We start from the raw sequence: 21,259 nt of genomic DNA, 5'->3' as shown, positions 1-21,259 counted from the left end.
CCGCCTGGCGTGTATGGACGCCGGGCGAGCGTCTCAATCGAGACGCTTGAAGATCAGCGAGCCGTTAGTGCCCCCGAAACCGAAGGAATTCGACAGCGCGGCATCGATCTGCATATCACGCGCCTCATGCGGCACGTAGTCGAGATTGCAACCTTCGGCCGGATTATCGAGATTGATGGTCGGCGGCGCCACCTGGTCGCGGATCGCGAGCAGCGTGAAGATGGCCTCGGCCGAGCCTGCCGCGCCGAGCATGTGCCCGGTCATGGACTTGGTCGAACTGACCGCGACATCTTTCGCGGCGTCGCCCAGGACGGCTTCGATCGACTGGCTCTCCGACACATCGCCCACGTTCGTGGACGTGCCGTGGGCGTTGATGTACTGCAACGCGTCCGGGTTCATTTCGGCATCGGCCAGCGCGTTCGCCATGCACTGGCGAGCACCGCGGCCACTCGGCTGCGTGATGTGATGTGCGTCACCACTCATGCCGAAGCCGACGACTTCGCCGTAGATTTTGGCGCCACGCGCCTTGGCCTGCTCGTACTCTTCGAGCATTACCACGCCTGCGCCATCGGACAGCACGAAACCGTCGCGGTCCTTGTCCCACGGCCGACTGGCGGCTTCGGGATTATCGTTGCGGCTGGATAGTGCGCGTGCTGCGCAGAACCCGGCCAGCCCGATCGGGTTGACCGCCATCTCGCAACCGCCGGACAGCATGGCATCCGCATCGCCGGCCGCGATCAGGCGGGCAGCGAGTCCGATGTTGTGCACGCCGGTCGTGCAGGCAGACACCGCTGCGATGTTCGGCCCGTGCAGGTTCAACTGAATGGATACCTGCCCGGCCGCCATGTTGGCGATGCTGCTGGGAATGAAGAAGGGCGAAACTTTTTTCGCGTTGTAATCGGCTTCGTGAAAGCCGACACAGGTCTTGAGGATGGTTCCGATACCCCCGATACCGGAACCCACCGCCACGCCGACGCGGTCGTTGTACTCGTCGTCGAGCTCCAGACCGCTGTCGTTGAACGCTTGCACGGAAGCCGCGACGCCGTAATGCACAAAGGCATCGTAACGCTTGGCTTCCTTGCCCGACATGTACTGGGTGACATCGAAGTCACGAATCGGGCCGCCGAAACGCGTCGGGTAGCCCGACACATCGAAGCTTTCGATATTCGAGATACCGCTGCGACCGGCCAGAATTGCCGACCAGCTCGATTCCACATCCAGGCCCATCGGGGAAATCAGACCCAGCCCGGTAACCACTACACGACGCTGTCTCAACGGGGGCCCCCTACTTGCTTATTCGCCGCATGACTGCGGCGGTGTAATTGAGTCTGGCCGGCCGGCTCCTGAAGCCGAACCGACAACACAAGAAGTCTCTAGCCTTCGGCGTGTGACTTGATGTAGTCGACCGCGTCCTTGACGTTCACGATCTTTTCGGCTTCCTCGTCCGGGATGTCGATCTCGAACTCTTCCTCAAGCGCCATGACCAGTTCGACGGTATCCAGGGAATCCGCACCGAGATCGTCGACGAACGACGCTTCCGTGGTGACCTGGTCTTCGCTCACCGAAAGCTGCTCGGCAATGATCTTCTGTACTCGTTCTTCAACGCTGCTCATCGGATTCTCTCCTGATTGACTATGGTTTACGCGTCTAACGCGCGCATTCGCCCTCGCGAACCGCGCGCCATTCTAGGGAAAAAGGGTTGGCCTCGCCAGAAGCTCAGGACCCCATGTACAGGCCGCCGTTGACGCTGAGCGTCTCGCCGGTGATGTAGGCGGCCGATGGGGAAACCAGAAACGCGACACTCGCGGCGATATCGTCGACGCTACCAAGCCGCTGCAGCGGGATCTGCTCCAGCATGGTGTCACGGGTCTTGTCGTCGAGATCGCGGGTCATATCCGTTTCGATAAAGCCAGGTGCGATGGCGTTGACTGTAATCTGACGCGATCCGACTTCGCGTGCAAGCGAACGGGTGAAACCCAGCAGGCCCGCCTTGGCGGCGCTGTAGTTTGTCTGTCCGGCGTTGCCCATCAGGCCCACGACCGATGCCACGTTCACAATGCGCCCGCCGCGTGCCTTCATCATGCCGCGCAGTGCCGCCTTGGAGACACGAAACACGCCCGACAGATTGGCGTCGATCACCGCCTGCCAGTCCGACTCTTTCATCCGCATGAGCAGCGTGTCGCGCGTGATGGCCGCGTTATTGACCACGATCGTCGGCGCGCCGAATTCCTTCGTGATGTCCTTGATGAGCGCGGTGACGCCGTCCTCGTCCGTCACGTCCAGACGACGACCCGCGCCGGGCACGTCGGCCTTGCCCAGACGTTCGTCGATTCGGGTTGCGCCGTCGTCGCTGGTCGCAGTGCCCACAACGGTCGCGCCGTCAGCGGCCAGCTGATCGGCAATCGCCGCGCCAATGCCCCGAGAGGCGCCGGTCACCAGCGCGACCTGGCCGGATAGTTTGCGATCTGTCATGAGGTTCCTGTGTTGCTCAGGCCGGTGTCACGCAAAAAGCGCGACTAATCGTCTTCGTTCTGTGTTGCAGTCAGGGCCTCGCGCAGATTCTCGCTATCCGACAAGGGCAGCGACGTCACGCTCTTGTCGATGCGCTTGTTCAGCCCGGAAAGCACCTTGCCCGGTCCGCACTCGATAAACAATTCGCAATTAGCCGCACGCATCGCACGGATCGTATCCGCCCAAAGAACGGACTGGGCGAGCTGGCGCACCAAGGCCTTGCGGATACCGTCGACATCTTCGCGCGGTTGCGCATCGACGTTGTGCAACACCGTGAGCTTCGGTTGACGCAGCGGAATCTCGAGCAGGTGTGCCTGCAGACGCTCGGCAGCCGGCTGCATGAGCGCACAATGAGACGGCACGCTCACCGCAAGCGGCTTCACGAGCTTCGCGCCTTTTTCCTTGGCGAGACGTCCCGCGGTGGCCACGGCCTCTGCGTGGCCTGCTACGACTACCTGCAGCGGCGCATTGAAGTTCGCGGCGGAAACCACGAGACCATCGCTGGCGTGCTCCTGCTCGGCCTGGGCGCAGGCTTCGCGCACCGCGTCGTCCTCAAGACCAATCACGGCCGACATGGCGCCTTCGCCCGGCGCGACCGCATTCTGCATGGCCTTGCCACGCATACGCGTCAGGCGCAGTGCATCACCGAAGTCGAGCGCGTCCGCGGCTACGAGCGCTGTGTACTCGCCGAGGCTGTGTCCGGCCAGGAACTCCGGCGTACGTCCGCCGCGGCTTTGCCAGATACGCCATACCGCCACACCGGCCGTAACCAGTGCGGGCTGGGTGAACTCGGTCTGGTCGAGCCGGTCGGCCGGACCGTTGTTGATCAGATCGCCGACGTCATAACCCAGCGCTTCGCTGGCTTCTGCGTAGGTGTCCGCAACTACCGGATAACGTTCGGCCAATGCTGAAAGCATGCCGACCGACTGGGCCCCCTGCCCGGGAAAGATCATCCCGAAACGCGACATATAAACCGTCGTGAACAAGCGATGGCGGCATCATACCCACCCGACCTGCACTTGGCCACGTGAAAAGGCCCTTTGCTAGAATCCGGCCTTATTCAGCCCGCTTTTCGCGGAGGCCGCCTTGGTCCATGCCGAACTTACCGTTGCCGCCATCGTGCGCGTTAACGACCGCTATCTGGTGGTCGAGGAATTCGCGCACGGCGAACGCGTGATCAACCAGCCCGCGGGCCATGTCGAATCCGGGGAGACCATCCTTGACGCCGTCGTTCGCGAGACCCGCGAGGAAACGGCCTGGGGCTTCAAGCCCACTGGTCTGGTAGGCATGTACTACTGGCCGCACGAGGATGGCCGCGCCACGCTGCGCTTCGCCTTCTGCGGTGAAGTGGATGATCACGCGGCCCAGCAGGACCTGGACGAAGGCATCATCGCGGCGCACTGGCTCAGCATTGACGAGTTGACGGCACGAGATGATCTGCGCAGCCCTCTGGTCATGCGTGCCATCGAGGATTTCGCCAGCAGCGAGCCGCTCCCGCTCGACCGGGTGCAGCATATCCATGGCCGCTGATACCGCACCGGCCTTCTGGCAACAGGCACCAGCGGACACGCGTGTAATCGTCGGCCTGTCCGGCGGCGTGGATTCGTCGGTAACCGCTCTGCAGCTGGTCGAGGCCGGTTATCAGGTGGAAGGTCTGTTCATGTTCAATTGGTCGGAAGACGAAGCGGGCCGCTGTCAGGCCGCAGACGACTTCGACGACGCAGCCGCCGTCTGCGAAGCGCTCGACATCCCTTTGCACCGGGCCGACTTCTCGCGCGAGTACAAGTCACGCGTGTTTCGTTACTTTCTCGACAGCTATGCCGCAGGGCGCACACCCAACCCGGACGTGCTCTGCAACCGCGAGATCAAGTTCGACGCGTTTCTTCACCATGCAGAACGCCTGGGCGCGGACGCGATCGCTACCGGACATTACGCCCGTATCGAACACGACAGCAGTGGCACGCGTTTGCTGCGGGGACGCGATCCCGGCAAGGACCAGTCCTATTTTCTGGCGGCCGTGCCGATGGCAGCACTCGAGCGCACGATGTTCCCGCTGGGTGAAACGCACAAGACCGATGTGCGCGCCATGGCGCGCGCCGCGGGCCTGCCGATTCATGACAAACCCGACAGTACGGGCGTGTGCTTCATCGGCGAGCGCGATTTCGAAGGCTTTCTGCGCGAATATCTATCCGGCCAGGCCGGTCCCGTGCGCGTTTCCGGCGGGCCGTTGGACGGGCGTACAATCGGCGAGCACGCCGGGCTCATCTATTACACCATCGGCCAGCGCAAGGGCCTCGGGCTCGGCGGCGTTGCCGGTGCATCGGACGCGCCCTGGTATGTCGCAACCAAGGATCTCGACAGCGACACACTCTGGGTAACCCAGGACCATGCGCATCCCGCACTGGTCGAGACGACGCTGACGACTACGCCGCCCCATTGGCTGATCGACGCACCCGCATTCCCGCGTCGCTGCAAGGCTCAGGTACGCTACCGCCAGCGCGCGATCGACTGCGTCGTCGACAAAGGCCCGGACGGCGGCCTGACCGTCACTTTCGACCAGCCGCCGCGCGCCATCGCCCCCGGCCAATACGCCGTGTTTTATGACGACGACCACTGCCTCGGCAGTGCCGAGATCCTGCACGCCGGTCGTCCCGATCTTCGAGTTTCAGTGAGCGCATGAGCGAACAATCAATGCACACCCTGCGCGACCAGGCCCTTTCTCTGGCCGGCGTGGCGCAGTTCGCGCTCTACGCGCATGAGCTGGCATCCGACGGCCGCGACCTGCCACAGCGTATGGAAGTCGCCCAGCACGCCATCTTCTCGACCGATCCGGACTCGGTCGTCGACGTCTATGGCGATCTGTCGAGCGTAGGTGACGGCATTGCTTACCTGAAGGGTCAATTGGCCGGACATAAACCGGACCAGAAAGCCGCGCTCGTCGCGCGCTATATTGGCCAGATCCTGCGCCTGTCCGGCGCGCTGCTGAAAGACGATGCCGCGTTGAAGAGAATTCGCGGCGCCATCGATCGCGCGCGCCTTGCAGAAGCGGCCGACGTGCCAGCCATTCTTGACGACGCCTACCGCAACAGCATCAGCCCCGTGAAGCCGCGCATAATGCTTCACGGGCATCCGACATATCTACAGAACGAGGCGATTCAGGCTCGAGCACGCACGCAACTGCTGGCTGCCGTTCGCTGCGCGATCATGTGGCGCCAGTGCGGTGGCGGCTTCATCACCCTGTTCTTTCGGCGCAAGGCATTGCTCAAATCCCTGGAGAGCATCGGCCCCAGCGCGCCCGTGCGCTAGCAGCCGCTATCGCCTCACCCACGCCTGTGGCGCTGTCTGCAGGCAGCCGCACGAAAAAGCTATAATGTGCGCGCTTTCAGGAGCCCGGATAGAAATCGGGCCGAAGATCCACCGAGTGTCTTTGGAGATAAGAACCTATGACGGACAGTTTCAATACACGCTCGCAGTTTACTGCCGGCGATCGCAGTTTCGACTACTTCAGCATTCCCAAGCTTCAGGAACAGTTCCCGGGCGTGGCGAAGCTGCCCTACGCGCAGAAGATTCTGCTCGAGAACCTGCTCCGTCATGAAGACGGTTCCAACGTCGACGCCGAGGACATCAAGGCGATGGCGAACTGGGACGCCAAGGCCGAGCCGAACAAGGAAATCGCCTTCACCCCGGCGCGCGTCGTTCTGCAAGACTTCACCGGCGTGCCGGCGATCGTCGACCTGGCCGCCATGCGCGACGCCATGGCAAACCTCGGTGGCAGCGCAGACAAGATCAATCCCCTGTCCCCCGCCGAGCTGGTCATCGACCACTCCGTCATGGTCGACGAGTACGGCAGCGACAAGGCCTTCGATCTGAACGCCAAGCTCGAATTCAACCGCAACAAGGAGCGTTATGCGTTCCTGCGCTGGGGTCAGGGTGCGTTCGACAACTTCAAGGTCGTGCCGCCGGACACCGGCATCGTCCATCAGGTCAATCTGGAATATCTGGCCCGTGTTGTGTTCGGCAACGAAGACACCAATCTGGCCTACCCGGACACGCTGGTCGGCACCGACAGCCATACCACGATGATCAACGGCGTAGGCGTGCTCGGCTGGGGCGTTGGCGGCATCGAAGCCGAAGCAGCCATGCTGGGCCAGCCCATCACCATGCTCATCCCGCAGGTCGTCGGCTTCAAGCTCAAGGGCAAGCTCGCCGAAGGCACCACTGCCACCGATCTCGTGCTGACCGTTACCGAAATGCTGCGCGCCAAGGGCGTGGTCGGCAAGTTCGTCGAATTCTTCGGCGACGGCCTGGCCGATCTGCCGCTGGCCGACCGTGCCACAATCGCCAACATGGCGCCGGAATACGGCGCGACCTGCGGCATCTTCCCGGTTGATGGCGAGACCATTCGCTACATGGAACTCACCGGCCGTCCGCAGGAACAGCTAGACCTGGTCGAGGCGTACGCCAAGGCGCAGGGCATGTGGCGTGAAGAAGGCGAGCCCGACGCCGACTACACCGACGTGCTGGAACTGGACCTGTCCACCGTGCAGCCGTCGCTTGCCGGCCCGAAGCGCCCGCAGGATCGCGTGCTGCTCACCGACATGCAGAAGACCTATCGCCGCGAAGTCGAGCCGTTCATGAAAGGCCGTGCGGAGAAGCAGGAAAAGAGCATGGCCGAGTCGAAGCAGCAGAGCGAAGCCGGCCTGGCATCCGACGACATCGGCGGCCCCGTGCACGCGCCGGTCTCCTACAAGGACGCCGACTTCGACTTGCACGACGGCTCGGTCGTGATCGCTGCGATCACTTCCTGCACCAACACCTCCAACCCGGCCGTGATGATCGGCGCCGGCCTGCTGGCGCGTAACGCGATCCAGAAGGGCCTGCAGGTCAAGCCGTGGGTCAAGACGTCGCTGGCCCCCGGCTCCAAGGTGGTGACCGAGTACCTCGAAAAGGCCGGTCTCGACACGGATCTCGACAAGCTCGGCTTCCAGCTCGTGGGTTACGGCTGCACGACCTGCATCGGCAACTCCGGCCCGCTGCCGGAGCCGATCGGCGAAGCCGTTCGCAGCCACGATCTCAACGTCGCCTCCGTGCTCTCGGGCAACCGCAACTTCGAAGGCCGTGTGCATGGCGACGTGCGCATGAACTTCCTGGCGAGCCCGCCGCTGGTCGTGGCCTACGCGCTGGCCGGCACGATCGATACCGATCTGACCAGCGACCCGCTGGGCCAGGACGCCGACGGGAACGACGTCTACCTGAAGGACCTGTGGCCGTCTCAGAAGGAAATCTACGACACCATCGGCACTTCGCTGAACTCCGAGATGTTCAAGGACAGCTACGGCGACGTGTTTGCCGGCGACTCCCGCTGGAAGGGCCTTGACGTACCGGAAGGCGAAATCTTCGACTGGGACGACAACAGCACCTACGTGCAGAACCCGCCCTACTTCGAAGGCATGTCGGTCGACGTGGACGACATCCCGACGATCAAGAGCGCGCGTTGCCTGGCCCTGCTGGGTGACTCGATCACCACCGACCATATCTCCCCGGCCGGTGCGATCACCAAGGACTCGCCCGCAGGCCAGTACCTGCAGGAAAAAGGCGTCAAGCCGTCGGACTTCAACAGCTATGGCTCGCGCCGTGGCAACCATGAAGTCATGATGCGCGGCACCTTCGCCAACGTCCGCCTGCGCAACCTGCTCGCCCCGGGCACCGAAGGCGGCTGGACCCGTCATCAGCCCTCCGGCGACGAGATGTTCATCTACGACGCCGCCATGCAGTACAAGGACGAGGGCACGCCGCTCGTCGTCCTCGCCGGCAAGGAATACGGCACCGGTTCCTCGCGTGACTGGGCCGCCAAGGGCACCCTGCTACTGGGCGTCAAGACGGTGATCGCCCAGTCGTTCGAGCGTATCCATCGCTCGAACCTGGTCGGCATGGGCGTGCTGCCCCTGCAGTTCAAGGAAGGCGAAAGCGCCGACTCCCATGGGCTCGATGGCAGCGAAACCTTCGATATCGAAGGCCTGTCCGCCGGTGCCACGAGCGTGACCGTAAAGGCAACGAAGGAAAGTGGCGAGACCACTGAATTCGAAGCCAAGGTCCGGATCGACACGCCGAAGGAATGGGACTACTACCAGAACGGCGGCATCCTGCACTACGTGCTGCGTCAGCTGGCCAAGGCCGCCTGATAACGAACGTCCAGTGTTCGTGAAAAAGCCCCGCTTCGGCGGGGCTTTTTTTATGCCTGGAGTGTTAGCGAAAACGGCAGTGCCGCGAGCGGGGCGGGCTCCGCAAAAGCTGGCTATGCGCCAGGCAACATGTGGAGAGTCGCCTTGCCGGCGCGACCGGACTGCTGCGCGACCACTTCACCGAAAGCGGCTGCCGGCACCGGACGGCCCATGAGAAAGCCCTGCACCTCGTCACAGTCTAGACTGTCGAGAAACGCCATCTGCTGCTCTGTCTCCACACCTTCAGCGACGACACGCAGTCGCAGGGCGTGGGCCAAGCCGATAATCGAGCGCACGATCTCGACGTGGTCGCCATCACAGGCACCCAGGTCCTTGATGAACGAGCGATCGATCTTGAGCTGCTGAATCGGCAGCTGGCGAAGATACGACAGGCTCGAATGACCGGTACCGAAATCGTCCAGCGCAACGCGTACACCCATGGCGCTGAAACGTTTGAGTGCTTCGACCGCGCGCAGGATCTCGCGCACCGCGAGCGATTCGGTGATTTCGAACATCAGATAGCTGGCTGCGACGCCGTGCTTATCGAGGCAAGCCTGGGTACGTTCCGGCAGATCCTCGTTGTGGATACGAATCGCGGACAGGTTCACCGAGATCGGCGGCACCTCCAGCCCCATGTCCAGCCAGCGTCTGATCTGCGCGCAGACCGAATCGAGCACCCAGGATTCCAGATCGTTGATCAGCCCGCTGCGCTCGGCGATGCCGATGAACTGATCCGGCGGAATCATGCCCTTGTCTGGATGTTCCCAGCGCACCAACGCCTCTGCGCCGGTGAGCTGCCGATCTCGGGTCGAGTACTTGGGCTGGTAATACACCACCAGCTCGCCGTCCTGGATCGCATCGCGCAGGTCTTCCTGCACGGTGTATTCCTCGGCAATACGCGTCGCCATGCTCGACTCGTAAGCCTGGTAGCAGTTCTTGCCCTTGTTCTTGGCGATATACATCGCGACATCGCCGGCCGTGACCAGATCGGAAAGCGCGGTCCCATCCCTCGGGCAGGTAGCCGAACCGATACTGGCGGAAAGACGGGCGGACCCCTCACCGACCTGGGCGATGGCGTCGAGCAGTTTCTCGCATACCCGGGCGACCGCCTCTTGCGTGCTCAGCCCCTGCAGCACCACGATGAACTCATCGCCGCCCATTCTCGCCACGGTATCCCCATGGCGTACGACGGACGTCATCGCCGCCCCGGCGCGTTTGAGCAGCTGGTCGCCGACGTCATGACCCAGTTGATCGTTGATTACCTTGAAACCATCGAGATCGATATATGCGATCGAGAATCGGGTCTTCTTCTCACGCCACTGCATAAGCGCCTGTTCGACACGCTCATGCAGCAGATGACGATTGGCGAGATTGGTAAGCGGATCGTGCCGGCTTGCATGGCGCAGGCTGGAATTGGCCTCACTCAGCGAGTAGATCAGCTGGGCGGTGTGGCTCTCCAGTCGGCGGTCCAGGGCCGCCGCTGTAAGCGCGGTGCCCAGCAACAGGATGGTACAAGCACCAACCAGCGTGGCCAGCCAGACACTGTCGAGCTGCGACGCCGCGCCACAAATACTGCCGATCGGGAACTTGGCGGCCGCCATGCCCGCATAGTGCATGCCGACGATGGCAGCGCCCATGAACACCGCAGCGCCCGCCTTGCCAGCGAAACCGCGCACACGGCTGACTTCACGCAGATAGAAGGCGATCCACAACGCAGCGCCCGACGCGGCCAAGGCGATGAGCAGAGAGATTCCGACCCATAGGGGGTCGTAGACGATCCCGGGCTCCATGAGCATCGCCGCCATGCCCGTGTAGTGCATCCCTGCGATGCTGACAGCCATGAACACGGCACCGATCAACAGGCGTGCACGCGACAATGCCGCACGACTGGCCAAGAACAGAGCGACCGACGAAGCAAGCACCGCCATCAACCACGACAGCGCCGTGATATGGATGTCGTAGCCCATCTCGATCGGCAGCTCGAAGGCGAGCATGCCCACGAAATGCATGGACCAGATACCGGTACCCATCGCGACCGCGCCGGCCGCAAGCCAAGCGAAAGCGTCGCGACTTCGCGTGGCGGCACTGACGCGACCGACCAGATCCAGCGCGGTATAAGAGGCAAGAATAGCCACTACAACAGCCAGGACGGTGATCCGGTAGTCGTAGGTTCCGAACATGTAATCTATGCTCACACTACTTACTCCCATCGCGATGGACGCGTTTCCATCGACCTGGGCAACGCTGAAATCACGGCGGCCGTCGGCGGTTGGTACGCATTAAACTAGATCAGACTTTCCATCGGCCGCCGGCGGCAAAACTTTATCCCAGGACAAGCGCCACGCCGGTCGCTCGCCAAACATGCATGCAGCCAGCTTGTGGCTGCGCGACAAGTGGTGTGCAGTCACACGAGACCGATTCGATGGATCGCGGACTGGTTCGGTGGCGTCTCACGAAAGACTTTGCATGTAGAAAGCCCCTGCGCGAGCGCATCCTATCGAGTGCCGGTGCAGACCACGGCCCCGCCTTGAGATTCGGCGGCACCGTGAATAGGGATTGATGTCGACCATATGCAAGCGACGGAGAAGGCAAACTCGCCACCGCACGACCTTTAGAATTGACGTCGAATCCAGCGATCAGGTCGCACCCGCCGCGCTGTTCGCAGATCCTTGCGCTGCACTCAAGTGCTGCGGCTGCTTCGACACGCAGGCTATCGTTCCGGCTGACGCCGCGATAGAAGGCACTGCCCACGTTGCACGCTCTCGTTCAGGATGACACTGAAGAAATCCCGCGCCGAGACCCGCGAAGTAGTCGATTAGCGGGCGACGCTTGGCGCTTCGCAGTCGCCTACCCGCTGCTCACTCCAGCGATTACTGCGCCAGACTGTCTGAATCGCCCTCGAAAAGCCTTGAAGCGGCAAGCGGTCGTAACTCGGGGCGCACACTTGTCTGGCGCGCCACTTCCCGCTCGACCTCGCGGACATAGAACCAGGCTTCGCGCGCTTCCTTTTCGAGGCCGATATCAAACGTGACACCGATATATGTCAGGCCGGCGTCTTCATCGACATAACTGTGGCTGAGATGGCTCGACGCCTCGAACGTCTCACCATTGGGGAAACAGGCGCGCGCCTGGTAGCGCCCGCTCCCGATCTCGAGCCCCGCCTCTTCACCCGACGGCAGGCTCAGCAAACAGCCGCCGATCGAAAGATCCCGCAGCGTCGCACGCCATTCGCAGCCGCGCGCGCCGGAGAGGACGACCTCTACTGCCATACCGTCATTCAAGGCGGCACGGAAATAGCCGCGACGTTTCAGCAGAATCAGATGCGACGGAAGCGCACAGCGCAGCCCCAGACGTGCAGAACGCTTGACGACTTCGAAGGTCGACATCGAACTGGTCTGCAACGCGGCCGAGGCCTGCCGCGCGTGGAGTACGAATGGCTGCTGCACCGTGAGGAGCCGACTGACGTCGCCGATGCCGGTAATATCAAGCAAGCAGTGACCCAGAATCCGATCCACGGCCATCACCGAGACCGGGTAATGGATCATGCTGCCGTCGAAACGCAGCGTCACCTCGTGCACGTTGCGCGTGAGATCTACAAAGGCGTCTGCAATCGCTTGAGGAGAGTCGATTTCGGCATAACGCGCGTTCGGCATGGCAGGTCTTTCCGATGGGTGGCAATTCGCTCGACCCCGCCCTATCGGCAACGCACCCGTTTGGCTTGAGTCGAACAAGCGACAGCTGAGCACTATGCTTCACACAAGCTCTTCCATCTGCACGCGAGGAGGAGCAAATCACTCCACACGGCGCATATTCGCGCAGACGACAATGGTTTCGCGCAACCATCTTTGCCACGGCAAAGCATCGAGAAACGCCGCCGCCAGACGACCAGAACATGACTCGAAACGCCCATAGGTATCTGGGCCGAATGACATTATTTCCGGATTAGGCCTGACCTACTTCGCTTGCCGCCTGTCTAATCAGCACTCTGCGCCTGAGGGCCATGCAAATTAATTTCTTGTTTTTTAGCCTCGGGCCGGGTTCAACAGTTACACTGTGCGCGCAGAAATCTGCAAACAATTAGTTCGATCAAGCAAAGAGAAAATTATGGCCAAAGGCACCGTTAAGTGGTTCAGTTCCGAGAAGGGTTTCGGCTTCATCGCTCCCGAGGATGGCAGCAAGGACCTTTTCGTGCACCACTCTGAAATCCAGAACGGCGGCGGCTTTGCCACCCTCGAAGACGGCCAGGCGGTCGAGTTCGAAGTGGGCGAAGGCAAGAAAGGACCGTGCGCCAACAAGGTTGTCGCGGTTTAAAGAAAATATTGCATGACGGTTGGCGTGTCGCGCCTGGCGCGGCTCAAGCAACGCGCGTTCGATTTTTCGAGAACGCTTGCGGACCCAACCGGCTAATGCATTAGTACCGAATCTTCGCGATTCAAACCTCTATATGTCGGATAGCAGCAGCGGTCGCTGACCGTTCTTCGGAATGGGCAACATCTCGTTGATGCTGTCCGGCATGTAGCGGAGGCGCGGGCACAGTCATATTTGCCCCGCCACCCCTTCCGTCCAACGCCAGGCACGCCAGCCGCACACCGGCTACCGAGCCCGCCTACCACCGCGTATGGGCACGCTCCGCCCGTGAGCAAGCCAAGGGCCTGACTGACAGCGCTTTGAGCAAACCATGAAGATATGGGTCGACGCGGACGCCTGCCCGGGTGTCATCAAGGACATCCTGTTTCGAGCCGCTCGGCGTACCGGAATCAGCCTGACGCTGGTGGCCAATCAGCCGATCCGCATCCCCAAATCTCCGAACATCTTCTTTGTCCAGGTTTCGGCCGGCTTCGACGTGGCCGACAACGAAATCGTCAAACGGCTCGACGCCGGCGACCTCGTGATAACCGCAGATATTCCGCTTGCGGCAGAGGCTATCGAGAAGAATGCCTTGGCGCTTAATCCGCGCGGGGACATGTATACCCGTGACAACATCAAGGCTCGCCTGAGCATGCGCGACTTCATGGACAGCCTGCGCGGCGCCGGAGTCGATACCGGCGGCCCACCACCGCTGCAACAGAATGATCGCCACGCCTTCGGCCAGCAGCTGGACCGGTTGCTCGCGCGCCAGCAACGCAGGCCCTCGTAACGCTAGCCTCGCTCGCGGCCGGCAAGCGATTTCCAGAGATACGGGTCTGATTAGGGCGAGGTCGATGCCCCGTCATCTTCTTCAAGATCCGACTCCGCCTGCGCCAACAGCGCGAACTCCTCTTCCGCCGTCTTCGCCACCAGATGGTTTTTACTGAACAGGAAGAAATACGCCGCGCCGATCGCGAACAACACCATGGTGTAGCCAAAGGCACGCGGATCGAACGCGTACACGCCGGTCAACGCGATCAGCGACAGCACCAATGCGATGCCAGAGGTGACCATGCCGCCCGGTGTCCGATAGGGCCGTTTCAGATCCGGCTGGTTCACGCGCAACAGAATATGGCTGAGCGCCATCAGTGCGTAGGACAGGGTCGCGCCGACCACGGCCATACCCAGAATCAGATCTCCTGCGCCGCTGAGCGAAACCAGGAAACCCAGAACCCCGGGCACGATCAGCGCCCACGTCGGCGCCTTGCGGGAACTCGTCAGTGACAGGAACTTGGGTAGATAGCCGGCCCTCGAAAGTGCAAAGACCAGGCGGCTATAGCCGAATATGATCGAAAAGAACGAGGCGATCAGGCCAGCAAGACCGAGCACGTTCACCACCGTGCCAAGCGTTTCGCTGCCACTTTCCTTGAGTGCCGTCACCAGCGGCACGCCACTCTCGCCGATCGACTGGGCGCCGACCGCGCCCGCAAGCAGAAAGACCACCAGCACGGCGGTACCCAGCAGAAACACCATGGCGCCAATGATGCCCTTGGGCACATCGCGGGCCGGATCCTTGGCCTCTTCCGCTGCCAGCGGCACGCCTTCGACGGCCAGGAACAACCACATGCCGAATGGCAAGGCCGCCCATACGCCGTACCACCCCAATGGCAGAAAGCTGGATGCGCCGACCGCGTTCGTGGGCTCCATATCGAACAGATTTGACGCGTCGAAATCACCGATGAGCGCGATAGCCGTGGCCAGGATGGCGAATACCGCAAGGCCGCTGATCACCATCATGACTTTCAGCGCTTCGCCAACGCCCGCGAGGTGAATGGCGATGAACACCGCATAGAACGTCGCGTAGACCAACGGGCCATTGATACCCAGCAACTCTTCTACCGCGGCGCCGATGAAGATGACGATGGCCGCGGGCGCGAGGGCATATTCGATGAGCACGGCCAGGCCCGTGAGATAGCCGCCGGCCGGCCCGATGGCCTGGCGCGCAAAACTGTAGCCGCCGCCGGCCGCGGGGATCGCCGCGGACATTTCGGCCAACGCCAGCACGAGCGTGAAATACATTAGCGCCATCAAGGCAGCGGCAATAGCGAACCCGCCCCAACCGGCTTCCGCAATACCGAAGTTCCAGCCGGCGAAATCACCGGATATGACATAGGACACGCCGAGGCCGGCGAGCAATACCCAGCCCGCGGTTCCACGACGCAGCTGTCGCTTGGCCAGATAGTCGTCGTCCAGTGATTGCCCCGCCATGGCCTTACCTCGTTGTGTGGACTAGTCAGGAAATCAGGAAATTGCCCGGTTCGCTGTCATGCTCGATGACATCGTCGCCACTGCGGTCCTTGAGCTTGACGCCGGACAGCTCGAGGCGGCGCGCTTCACGCAGGAGATAAAGCGCGCGCTCGCTGGCCTCTGCGATCTGCAGTCCCGCGGGGCGAATATTGGAAATACAGTTGCGGTAAGCGTCGGTGGTGCCCGGCTCGGGCGACCAGGTGAGATAGACGCCAAGACTGTCAGGCGAACTCAAGCCCGGGCGCTCGCCGATGAGCACGAGCACGGCGCGTGCGTTCAGGCGCTCGCCGATCTCGTCGCCGATCGCCACCCGGCCCTGCTCGACGACCGTGAGCCGCGCAAGCTGCCATTCGTCGTCGTCTGCATCGAGCGCATCAGACAAGGCACCGATGAAAGGCGCGGCATGCGCCTGGACTGCGCGCGCCGACAAGCCGTCGACCACGACCAGGGCCAGATCACAGGCCGCTTGCGTATCGCTTTCATCGCCGCCCAGCCGTGCGCACGATTCGTCGTCGAGTCTGCGCCCCAGATCCGGGCGCTGCAGGTAGGTGATTCGGTCATTGGCCTGGCTGCGCAGGCGAAGCGGCTCGTCCGTGGGCGCCGGCGCACCCAGCGCCATCAAATGCTCGCATAGCGTGCCCACGTCCAGCGGCAGATGCACCGCGTCCTTGGCCTGCGCGTGGGCCAGCTGGAAGGCAAGCAACTCGTGGGTGGGCAGGCTTATACCGGCGCGGCCCAGGCCGATCCGGGCATCCGTGAAATCGCGCAGCGCACGCCAGGGGTTATCCACGACGCCGGCGGCCCGCCGGGTTGTCGCGATATCCGCTGCTTCGCTCTCGCCGTTGGTTCGTTCAGCCACGATTGGCACTTCGTGGCAGGTGGTCGAGCGATGCCGCGAACGACGACGGCATCCGCTCGTGCAGCAGCGCGCGGTCGCTGTCGCGCATGATTTGCATCCGCTCCAGCCATGCGCCGAATTCCGGGGCCGGGCTCAAGCCCAGTGCTCGCCGGGCATACAGCGCGTCGTGGAAGGACGTCGTCTGGTAATTCAGCATGATGTCGTCCGAACCGGGGATGCCCATGATGAAATTGGCGCCGGCGACCCCGAGCAGCGTGAGCAGATTGTCCATGTCGTTCTGGTCGGCTTCTGCATGGTTGGTGTAGCACACGTCACAGCCCATGGGCACACCCAACAGCTTGCCGCAGAAATGATCCTCGAGGCCCGCGCGAATGATCTCCTTGCCGTCGAACAGATACTCCGGGCCGATGAAGCCGACGACCGTATTCACCAATAGCGGACTGAACTTGCGCGCCACCGCATAGGCCCTCGCCTCGCAGGTCTGCTGATCCAGGCCATGGTGGGCGTCGGCCGACAGGGAGCTACCCTGGCCGGTCTCGAAATACATGACGTTGTTGCCGACAGTCCCGCGCGCCAGCGATTGCGCCGCGGATTCGGCCTCGGCCAGATCCTTGAGGCCGAAGCCGAAACTGCTGTTGGTGGCCTCGGTTCCACCGATCGACTGAAACACCAGATCCACGGGCGCACCCTGCTCGATCGCCTCCATCGTGTTGGTCACATGCGTGAGCACACAGGACTGGGTCGGAATTTCGTACTTGCGGATGACTTCGTCGAGAAGGCGCATGAGCTTTATCGACTGGGCAACGTTGTCCGTCGCCGGGTTGATCCCGATCACCGCGTCACCGTTGCCATACAGCAGGCCATCGAGGATGCTCGCCGCGATGCCGGTGGTGTCATCGGTGGGATGATTGGGCTGAAGACGGGTCGACAGATGCCCCGGCAGGCCGATCGTATTGCGAAATGCAGTGGTGACCCGGCATTTTCGTGCGACGAGAATCAGATCCTGATTACGCATGATCTTGCTGACCGCGGCCGCCATCTCCGGGGTTATGCCCGGTCGCAGCTGCTCAAGCACCTCCGGCGGGCTGTCGTCGCTGAGTAGCCAGTTGCGGAAGTCGCCTACGGTGAGATGGGCGATGGTCTGGAAAGCATGCGCGTCGTGATCGTCCACGATCAGTCGCGTGATCTCGTCGTCCTCGTAGGGGATCAACGGCTCTTCGAGAAATGTCTTCAGCGGCAGTTCGGCCAAGACCATCTGGGCGACCACCCGTTCCTCGGCCGACTCCGCGATGACGCCGGCCAGTCGATCACCCGAACGTTCGGGCGTGGCCTTGGCCATGACCTCGGCGAGGTTGGCGAACCCGTAGGTTCGTTCGCCGAGGGTGTAGCGATACTTCCCGCTCATCTAGGTTTCACCTCGATGGCCCGATTCGCAACATGCGAACACAGTGCGTCGTTCGAGACTAAACCAAAGTGGGAGGCGGCACGATAGCCCTGGTCATGAAATGGTCATGTGCATGGCCTGCCCCATTTCGAATTACGCCGAGCATTCAACTGCATACGAACCGACCGAGGATGTGAAAAGTATTTGCATGGGTCGCACATGCGGCGCTACGTCCGGGCATAAATTTGCAGGCCTCTGTATGTTCGAGGCAAAGGGTCACGCCTGGGGACGCCCTGCACTGCGGCTGGCGGCAATGGCCTGGCCGTCGAGGAAACCGGAGACCTGGCTCAACGGCATCGGCCGCGCGAACAGATAGCCCTGAAACAGATCACAGCCCCGTGCGCGCAGGAACTCGTGCTGCTCGATGGTTTCGATACCTTCCGCGACCACTTCCAGGCCCAAATGGTGGGCCATGGTGATGATGCCCTGGGCGATCGCCGCATCGTGAGCGTTCGTGGTGATCTCGCGCGTGAACGTGCGATCGATCTTCACCTTGTTGATCGGCAGATTCTTGAGATAACTCAGGCTGGAAAAGCCGGTACCGAAATCGTCGATGAACACATCCACTCCCATATGCCGCAGCGTGCGCAGGATATCGATGGCGGCATCGGTATTTTCCATCAGCACGCCTTCGGTCAGCTCGATCTTGAGCAGATGCGGCGACAGATTCGTCTCCTCCAGAACCTCGAGCAGACTGCCCAGGAAATTGCGGCCGTGGAACTGTACCGGCGAGATATTCACCGCTATCGAGTGGCTGGTGCCATGGGCACGGTTGAGCGCCACAATGTCATGACAGGCGCGCCGCATCACCCATTCACCGATCGGCGTGATCTGGCCCGTCTGTTCGGCCAGGGGGATGAAAGTAACCGGCGGCACCAGACCGCGTTCCGGATGATGCCAGCGTATGAGCGCTTCGAAGCCGTCCACCTCCCCGGAGTGTGCGTCGACGATCGGCTGGTAGTGCAAGGTGAATTGCTCGGCCGCCAGGGCATCGTGCAACTCGCGCCGCATGGCTACCCGTTCGTTCATCGTCTCGGTGATGTCGTCGGTATACCAGTGATAGGTGTTCCGGCTCTTGCGCTTGGCCAGGTACATGGCCATGTCGGCGTGCCGGATGAGCACACTTGCGGTATCCACGCTGGGCTCGTTCACGGCGATACCGATGCTGCCGGTGACATGAACCTCGTGCACTCCAATCCGATGCGGCCGGTCGAGCACATTCAGCGCGCGCTCGGCCATCGCCAACACCTGCGCTGAATCCTCGAGGTTGGGCAGGAGCATTACGAATTCGTCGCCGCCCACGCCGGCGAGCGTATCCCCGGGCGCGAGCATGCCCGACAACCGACGCGCCACCGTATTCAGAAGTGTGTCGCCCACGCCATGGCCGAGCGTGTCGTTCACTGGCTTGAACTCGTCGAGATCGATATAGAGTACGGCGAGTAGACGATCGTGACGGCGCGCCTCGGCAAACGCTGTCTGCAGGCGCTTCTCGAGCAGCCCACGATTGGGAAGCCCGGTGAGTGGCTCGTGGCTGGCCTGGTGGGCGAGATCCTCTTCGTGCGCTTTCTGCACCGTTACGTCGTGGTGAATACTCACGAAGTGCGTGATCTCGCCGTTTTCGTCCGGCACCGGCGACACGAACAGATCGTCCCAGAACGTGCTGCCATCCTTTCGATATTGCAGCAGTGTCACGCGCCCCTCGCGACAGGCCGCCGCACGCTCACTAATGAACGCGATCGCCTTCGGGTCCGTTTCCGGCCCATGCAGAAAATCGCAATTGAGCCCCATGACCTCATCGCGGGTGTAGCCGGTCATGCGCAGGAATGGCTCGTTCACGTAGGTCATCGCCCGATCGGGGCGCGTGGCATCCGCGATCACCACGCCGTTCACCGTCGTCTCGACGCTGCGCTGCAGAATCCGCAGCTGGGTCTCCTGCTCGCGGCGCCGGGTGATATCCTTGGCGATGCCGTAGACGCCCGCCACTGCACCATCGACCATGCTGGGCAGGTTGGTTATATCGAGCGCGCGCAGCGCACCATGCGCGTCGACAATCTGGATCTGATAACGCTGCGGCACGCCCGCAATCGCATCCTGGAACGACCGATCCGTGAGTGCGCGATCATCGGGAACCACAAAATCGTGATAGTGGAGGCCGATGAGTTCGACTTCCGGCACGCCGGTGACATCACAGGCCGCTTGATTCACGCTACGCAGGAAACCGTCCTTGTCGAGCGAAAATACGGCGTCGGGATTATGGGTGAACAGCGAGCTATAGCGTTGCTCGCTTTCGCGCAGTGCACGGCGGTCGCGATGACGCTCTATGGCCAGCGCGACCAAGCCTGCGGCGCGTTCGATCGGCGCCCGCTGTGCTTCGGTCGGCGCACCGGTCTTTCGCTGATAGATCGCAAATGTCCCCAGCAGACTGCCATCCTTGGTCAACAGCGGGTAGGACCACCCCGCGTGTATTCCGAGCTCAGAACAAATCGCCCGGTAGCCTTCGCAGTTCGGATCCCTGGAAATGTCCTCGCATATGACCACATCGCGCCGATGGGCCGCCGTGCCGCAGATGGCCTGCTCGGGACCGACCGGCACCTGTGCCGCTGCCTCACGAAAAATCGCGGGCAAGCTACTGCCGCCTGCTCGGAACTTCAGCGTGTGCGTTTCCCAGTCGAAGAGCATGATCGAGGTCATGGCCTCGGGAAGATCTGCCTCGATCATCTCGCAGATCGCGGCGAGCGTATGCTCCAGCGGCGCTTCCTGCGCAATCATGTACTGGATCGACTGAAGCGCGTCATCACGCGCATCAATATTGTCCACGCCGATGCCCTCCGAAATCGGAATCATTGCTATGCAATGGATTCAGATCGCCCCGCGATAACCCGGCGGTTTGCAGGGGTATTGTTTTTTATCGAGACTACACCTTTTCAGGCGCTCCCAGAGCTTTAATCTAAATCAAACGCGTAATCAGGGAAAGTTTTACCGCCGCGAAAACTGGTTTGCGGGACTCAGGGCAAGAAAGAGGAACACGCCGCAGGCAAGGCGCGTAATGCGCAAAATGGCGTAGTTTTCGGCGCCAATGTACTGAACGCGACGGGCGTCGAGCGACATAGCACCCGCCATAACTATATTTTTAAATGTTTTTTATCTGCAGCCGGGCCATGATGCGGATTATTGACATCAGCCAATGATCACGATGCCGGCATGACGGCATTCAGAATTGCCCGAACTCAGGATTTGCCCTGCGAATTCGCGCGATGCGACTTGATCTGCTCGCTGGCCTGCTCGCGCAGGCTGCCCAGCTCCTTGAGCGTCGCCACCACGGCCGCGACACGCTCCTGCGGCCAATCCTGCACATAGGCCGGGATCGAGCCATCGCCCTCGCGCATCTGGGTGTCGATCGCGAGCGCATCCGGAAGATGTTGCTCGAAGCGCGCCATGTCCGGGAGAACCTGGCTGAGCTCTTCCCGCGGTAGCGCCACACCGCCGATATCCAGATGGGATGCAGGAATGCTGGGCTGGTCGTTCACGTTCACGGCTGCCTCGGTTCGTGGAATGAGAAGCAAGTCTCGA

17 protein-coding genes are annotated in these 21,259 nt (G+C 62.0%); 6 read left to right on the top strand and 11 right to left on the bottom strand.

Annotated elements, in window-relative coordinates; genetic code table 11:
* Window positions 1-33: 33 nt before the first annotated feature.
* The 4 genes from fabF to fabD all read right to left on the bottom strand — a co-directional run bounded on the left by fabF (window position 34) and on the right by fabD (window position 3,479).
* On the bottom strand, window positions 34-1,275 hold the full coding sequence (gene fabF / locus SADO_RS13020) for a beta-ketoacyl-ACP synthase II (RefSeq protein WP_353112083.1): 1,242 nt from the start codon (window positions 1,273-1,275) through the stop codon (window positions 34-36).
* A 98-nt stretch (window positions 1,276-1,373) separates the two neighbouring features.
* The gene (gene acpP, locus SADO_RS13015; RefSeq protein ID WP_353112081.1) at window positions 1,374-1,613 is read right to left on the bottom strand and encodes an acyl carrier protein; all 240 of its coding nucleotides are present in this window, start codon (window positions 1,611-1,613) and stop codon (window positions 1,374-1,376) included.
* 103 nt (window positions 1,614-1,716) lie between these two features.
* The gene (gene fabG / locus SADO_RS13010) at window positions 1,717-2,472 is read right to left on the bottom strand and encodes a 3-oxoacyl-ACP reductase FabG (protein ID WP_353112079.1); all 756 of its coding nucleotides are present in this window, start codon (window positions 2,470-2,472) and stop codon (window positions 1,717-1,719) included.
* 44 nt (window positions 2,473-2,516) lie between these two features.
* On the bottom strand, window positions 2,517-3,479 hold the full coding sequence (gene fabD / locus SADO_RS13005) for an ACP S-malonyltransferase (RefSeq protein ID WP_353112077.1): 963 nt from the start codon (window positions 3,477-3,479) through the stop codon (window positions 2,517-2,519).
* Between the two features lie 118 nt (window positions 3,480-3,597).
* Here fabD and SADO_RS13000 point away from each other — a divergent pair, with 118 nt between their 5' ends.
* The 4 genes from SADO_RS13000 to acnA all read left to right on the top strand — a co-directional run bounded on the left by SADO_RS13000 (window position 3,598) and on the right by acnA (window position 8,693).
* A complete protein-coding gene (locus tag SADO_RS13000; protein ID WP_353112075.1) occupies window positions 3,598-4,041 on the top strand; it encodes an NUDIX hydrolase in 444 nt (147 codons plus the stop codon).
* On the top strand, window positions 4,031-5,191 hold the full coding sequence (gene mnmA / locus SADO_RS12995) for a tRNA 2-thiouridine(34) synthase MnmA (RefSeq protein ID WP_353112073.1): 1,161 nt from the start codon (window positions 4,031-4,033) through the stop codon (window positions 5,189-5,191). Before SADO_RS13000 ends, mnmA begins: the two co-directional genes overlap by 11 nt.
* Window positions 5,188-5,817, top strand: coding sequence for a lysogenization protein HflD (locus tag SADO_RS12990; protein ID WP_353112071.1), 630 nt, complete (start codon window positions 5,188-5,190; stop codon window positions 5,815-5,817). Before mnmA ends, SADO_RS12990 begins: the two co-directional genes overlap by 4 nt.
* A 137-nt stretch (window positions 5,818-5,954) precedes the next feature.
* Entirely contained in the window at window positions 5,955-8,693 is a 2,739-nt protein-coding gene (gene acnA, locus SADO_RS12985; protein WP_353112069.1) for an aconitate hydratase AcnA, read from the top strand.
* Between the two features lie 113 nt (window positions 8,694-8,806).
* On the opposite strand, the gene SADO_RS12980 is transcribed toward acnA, so the two are convergent.
* A complete protein-coding gene (locus tag SADO_RS12980) occupies window positions 8,807-10,927 on the bottom strand; it encodes a putative bifunctional diguanylate cyclase/phosphodiesterase (protein ID WP_353112067.1) in 2,121 nt (706 codons plus the stop codon).
* Between the two features lie 675 nt (window positions 10,928-11,602).
* Complete coding sequence (locus SADO_RS12975) at window positions 11,603-12,385, bottom strand: PilZ domain-containing protein (protein ID WP_353112065.1); 783 nt, start codon at window positions 12,383-12,385, stop codon at window positions 11,603-11,605.
* A gap of 451 nt (window positions 12,386-12,836) precedes the next feature.
* On the opposite strand from SADO_RS12975, the gene SADO_RS12970 reads away from it, so the two are divergent.
* A complete protein-coding gene (locus SADO_RS12970; protein ID WP_353112063.1) occupies window positions 12,837-13,043 on the top strand; it encodes a cold-shock protein in 207 nt (68 codons plus the stop codon).
* A 367-nt stretch (window positions 13,044-13,410) separates the two neighbouring features.
* Window positions 13,411-13,869: a YaiI/YqxD family protein gene (locus SADO_RS12965; protein WP_353112061.1), complete on the top strand. Its 459-nt coding sequence runs from the start codon at window positions 13,411-13,413 to the stop codon at window positions 13,867-13,869.
* Between the two features lie 50 nt (window positions 13,870-13,919).
* Here SADO_RS12965 and eat read toward each other — a convergent pair whose 3' ends face one another.
* The 5 genes from eat to SADO_RS12940 form a co-directional block, all read right to left on the bottom strand.
* Window positions 13,920-15,347, bottom strand: a complete 1,428-nt coding sequence (eat, locus tag SADO_RS12960) for an ethanolamine permease (protein ID WP_353112059.1) — start codon at window positions 15,345-15,347, stop codon at window positions 13,920-13,922.
* Between the two features lie 25 nt (window positions 15,348-15,372).
* The gene (gene eutC, locus SADO_RS12955; RefSeq protein ID WP_434547910.1) at window positions 15,373-16,245 is read right to left on the bottom strand and encodes an ethanolamine ammonia-lyase subunit EutC; all 873 of its coding nucleotides are present in this window, start codon (window positions 16,243-16,245) and stop codon (window positions 15,373-15,375) included.
* Entirely contained in the window at window positions 16,238-17,650 is a 1,413-nt protein-coding gene (locus tag SADO_RS12950; protein WP_353112057.1) for an ethanolamine ammonia-lyase subunit EutB, read from the bottom strand. Before SADO_RS12950 ends, eutC begins: the two co-directional genes overlap by 8 nt.
* Before the next feature lie 255 nt (window positions 17,651-17,905).
* Window positions 17,906-20,533 (bottom strand): EAL domain-containing protein, encoded by a 2,628-nt coding sequence (locus SADO_RS12945; protein ID WP_353112055.1) that lies wholly within the window; start codon window positions 20,531-20,533, stop codon window positions 17,906-17,908.
* 383 nt (window positions 20,534-20,916) lie between these two features.
* Window positions 20,917-21,222 (bottom strand): hypothetical protein, encoded by a 306-nt coding sequence (locus tag SADO_RS12940; protein ID WP_353112053.1) that lies wholly within the window; start codon window positions 21,220-21,222, stop codon window positions 20,917-20,919.
* Window positions 21,223-21,259 lie beyond the last annotated feature (37 nt).

This window comes from Salinisphaera dokdonensis CL-ES53, assembly GCF_040361215.1.
GTDB lineage: Bacteria > Pseudomonadota > Gammaproteobacteria > Nevskiales > Salinisphaeraceae > Salinisphaera > Salinisphaera dokdonensis.
This window is presented reverse-complemented; position numbering and strand designations above follow the sequence as displayed.

What these genes read in the sequence shown, in the direction of transcription:
- acpP (WP_353112081.1), bottom strand. Translation starts at nt 1,613, where the DNA reads ATGAGCAGCGTTGAAGAACGAGTACAGAAGATCATTGCCGAGCAGCTT.
- fabG (WP_353112079.1), bottom strand. Translation starts at nt 2,472, where the DNA reads ATGACAGATCGCAAACTATCCGGCCAGGTCGCGCTGGTGACCGGCGCC.
- fabD (WP_353112077.1), bottom strand. Translation starts at nt 3,479, where the DNA reads ATGTCGCGTTTCGGGATGATCTTTCCCGGGCAGGGGGCCCAGTCGGTC.
- mnmA (WP_353112073.1), top strand. Translation starts at nt 4,031, where the DNA reads ATGGCCGCTGATACCGCACCGGCCTTCTGGCAACAGGCACCAGCGGAC.
- SADO_RS12990 (WP_353112071.1), top strand. Translation starts at nt 5,188, where the DNA reads ATGAGCGAACAATCAATGCACACCCTGCGCGACCAGGCCCTTTCTCTG.
- acnA (WP_353112069.1), top strand. Translation starts at nt 5,955, where the DNA reads ATGACGGACAGTTTCAATACACGCTCGCAGTTTACTGCCGGCGATCGC.
- SADO_RS12975 (WP_353112065.1), bottom strand. Translation starts at nt 12,385, where the DNA reads ATGCCGAACGCGCGTTATGCCGAAATCGACTCTCCTCAAGCGATTGCA.
- SADO_RS12970 (WP_353112063.1), top strand. Translation starts at nt 12,837, where the DNA reads ATGGCCAAAGGCACCGTTAAGTGGTTCAGTTCCGAGAAGGGTTTCGGC.
- SADO_RS12965 (WP_353112061.1), top strand. Translation starts at nt 13,411, where the DNA reads ATGAAGATATGGGTCGACGCGGACGCCTGCCCGGGTGTCATCAAGGAC.
- eat (WP_353112059.1), bottom strand. Translation starts at nt 15,347, where the DNA reads ATGGCGGGGCAATCACTGGACGACGACTATCTGGCCAAGCGACAGCTG.
- SADO_RS12950 (WP_353112057.1), bottom strand. Translation starts at nt 17,650, where the DNA reads ATGAGCGGGAAGTATCGCTACACCCTCGGCGAACGAACCTACGGGTTC.
- SADO_RS12945 (WP_353112055.1), bottom strand. Translation starts at nt 20,533, where the DNA reads ATGATTCCGATTTCGGAGGGCATCGGCGTGGACAATATTGATGCGCGT.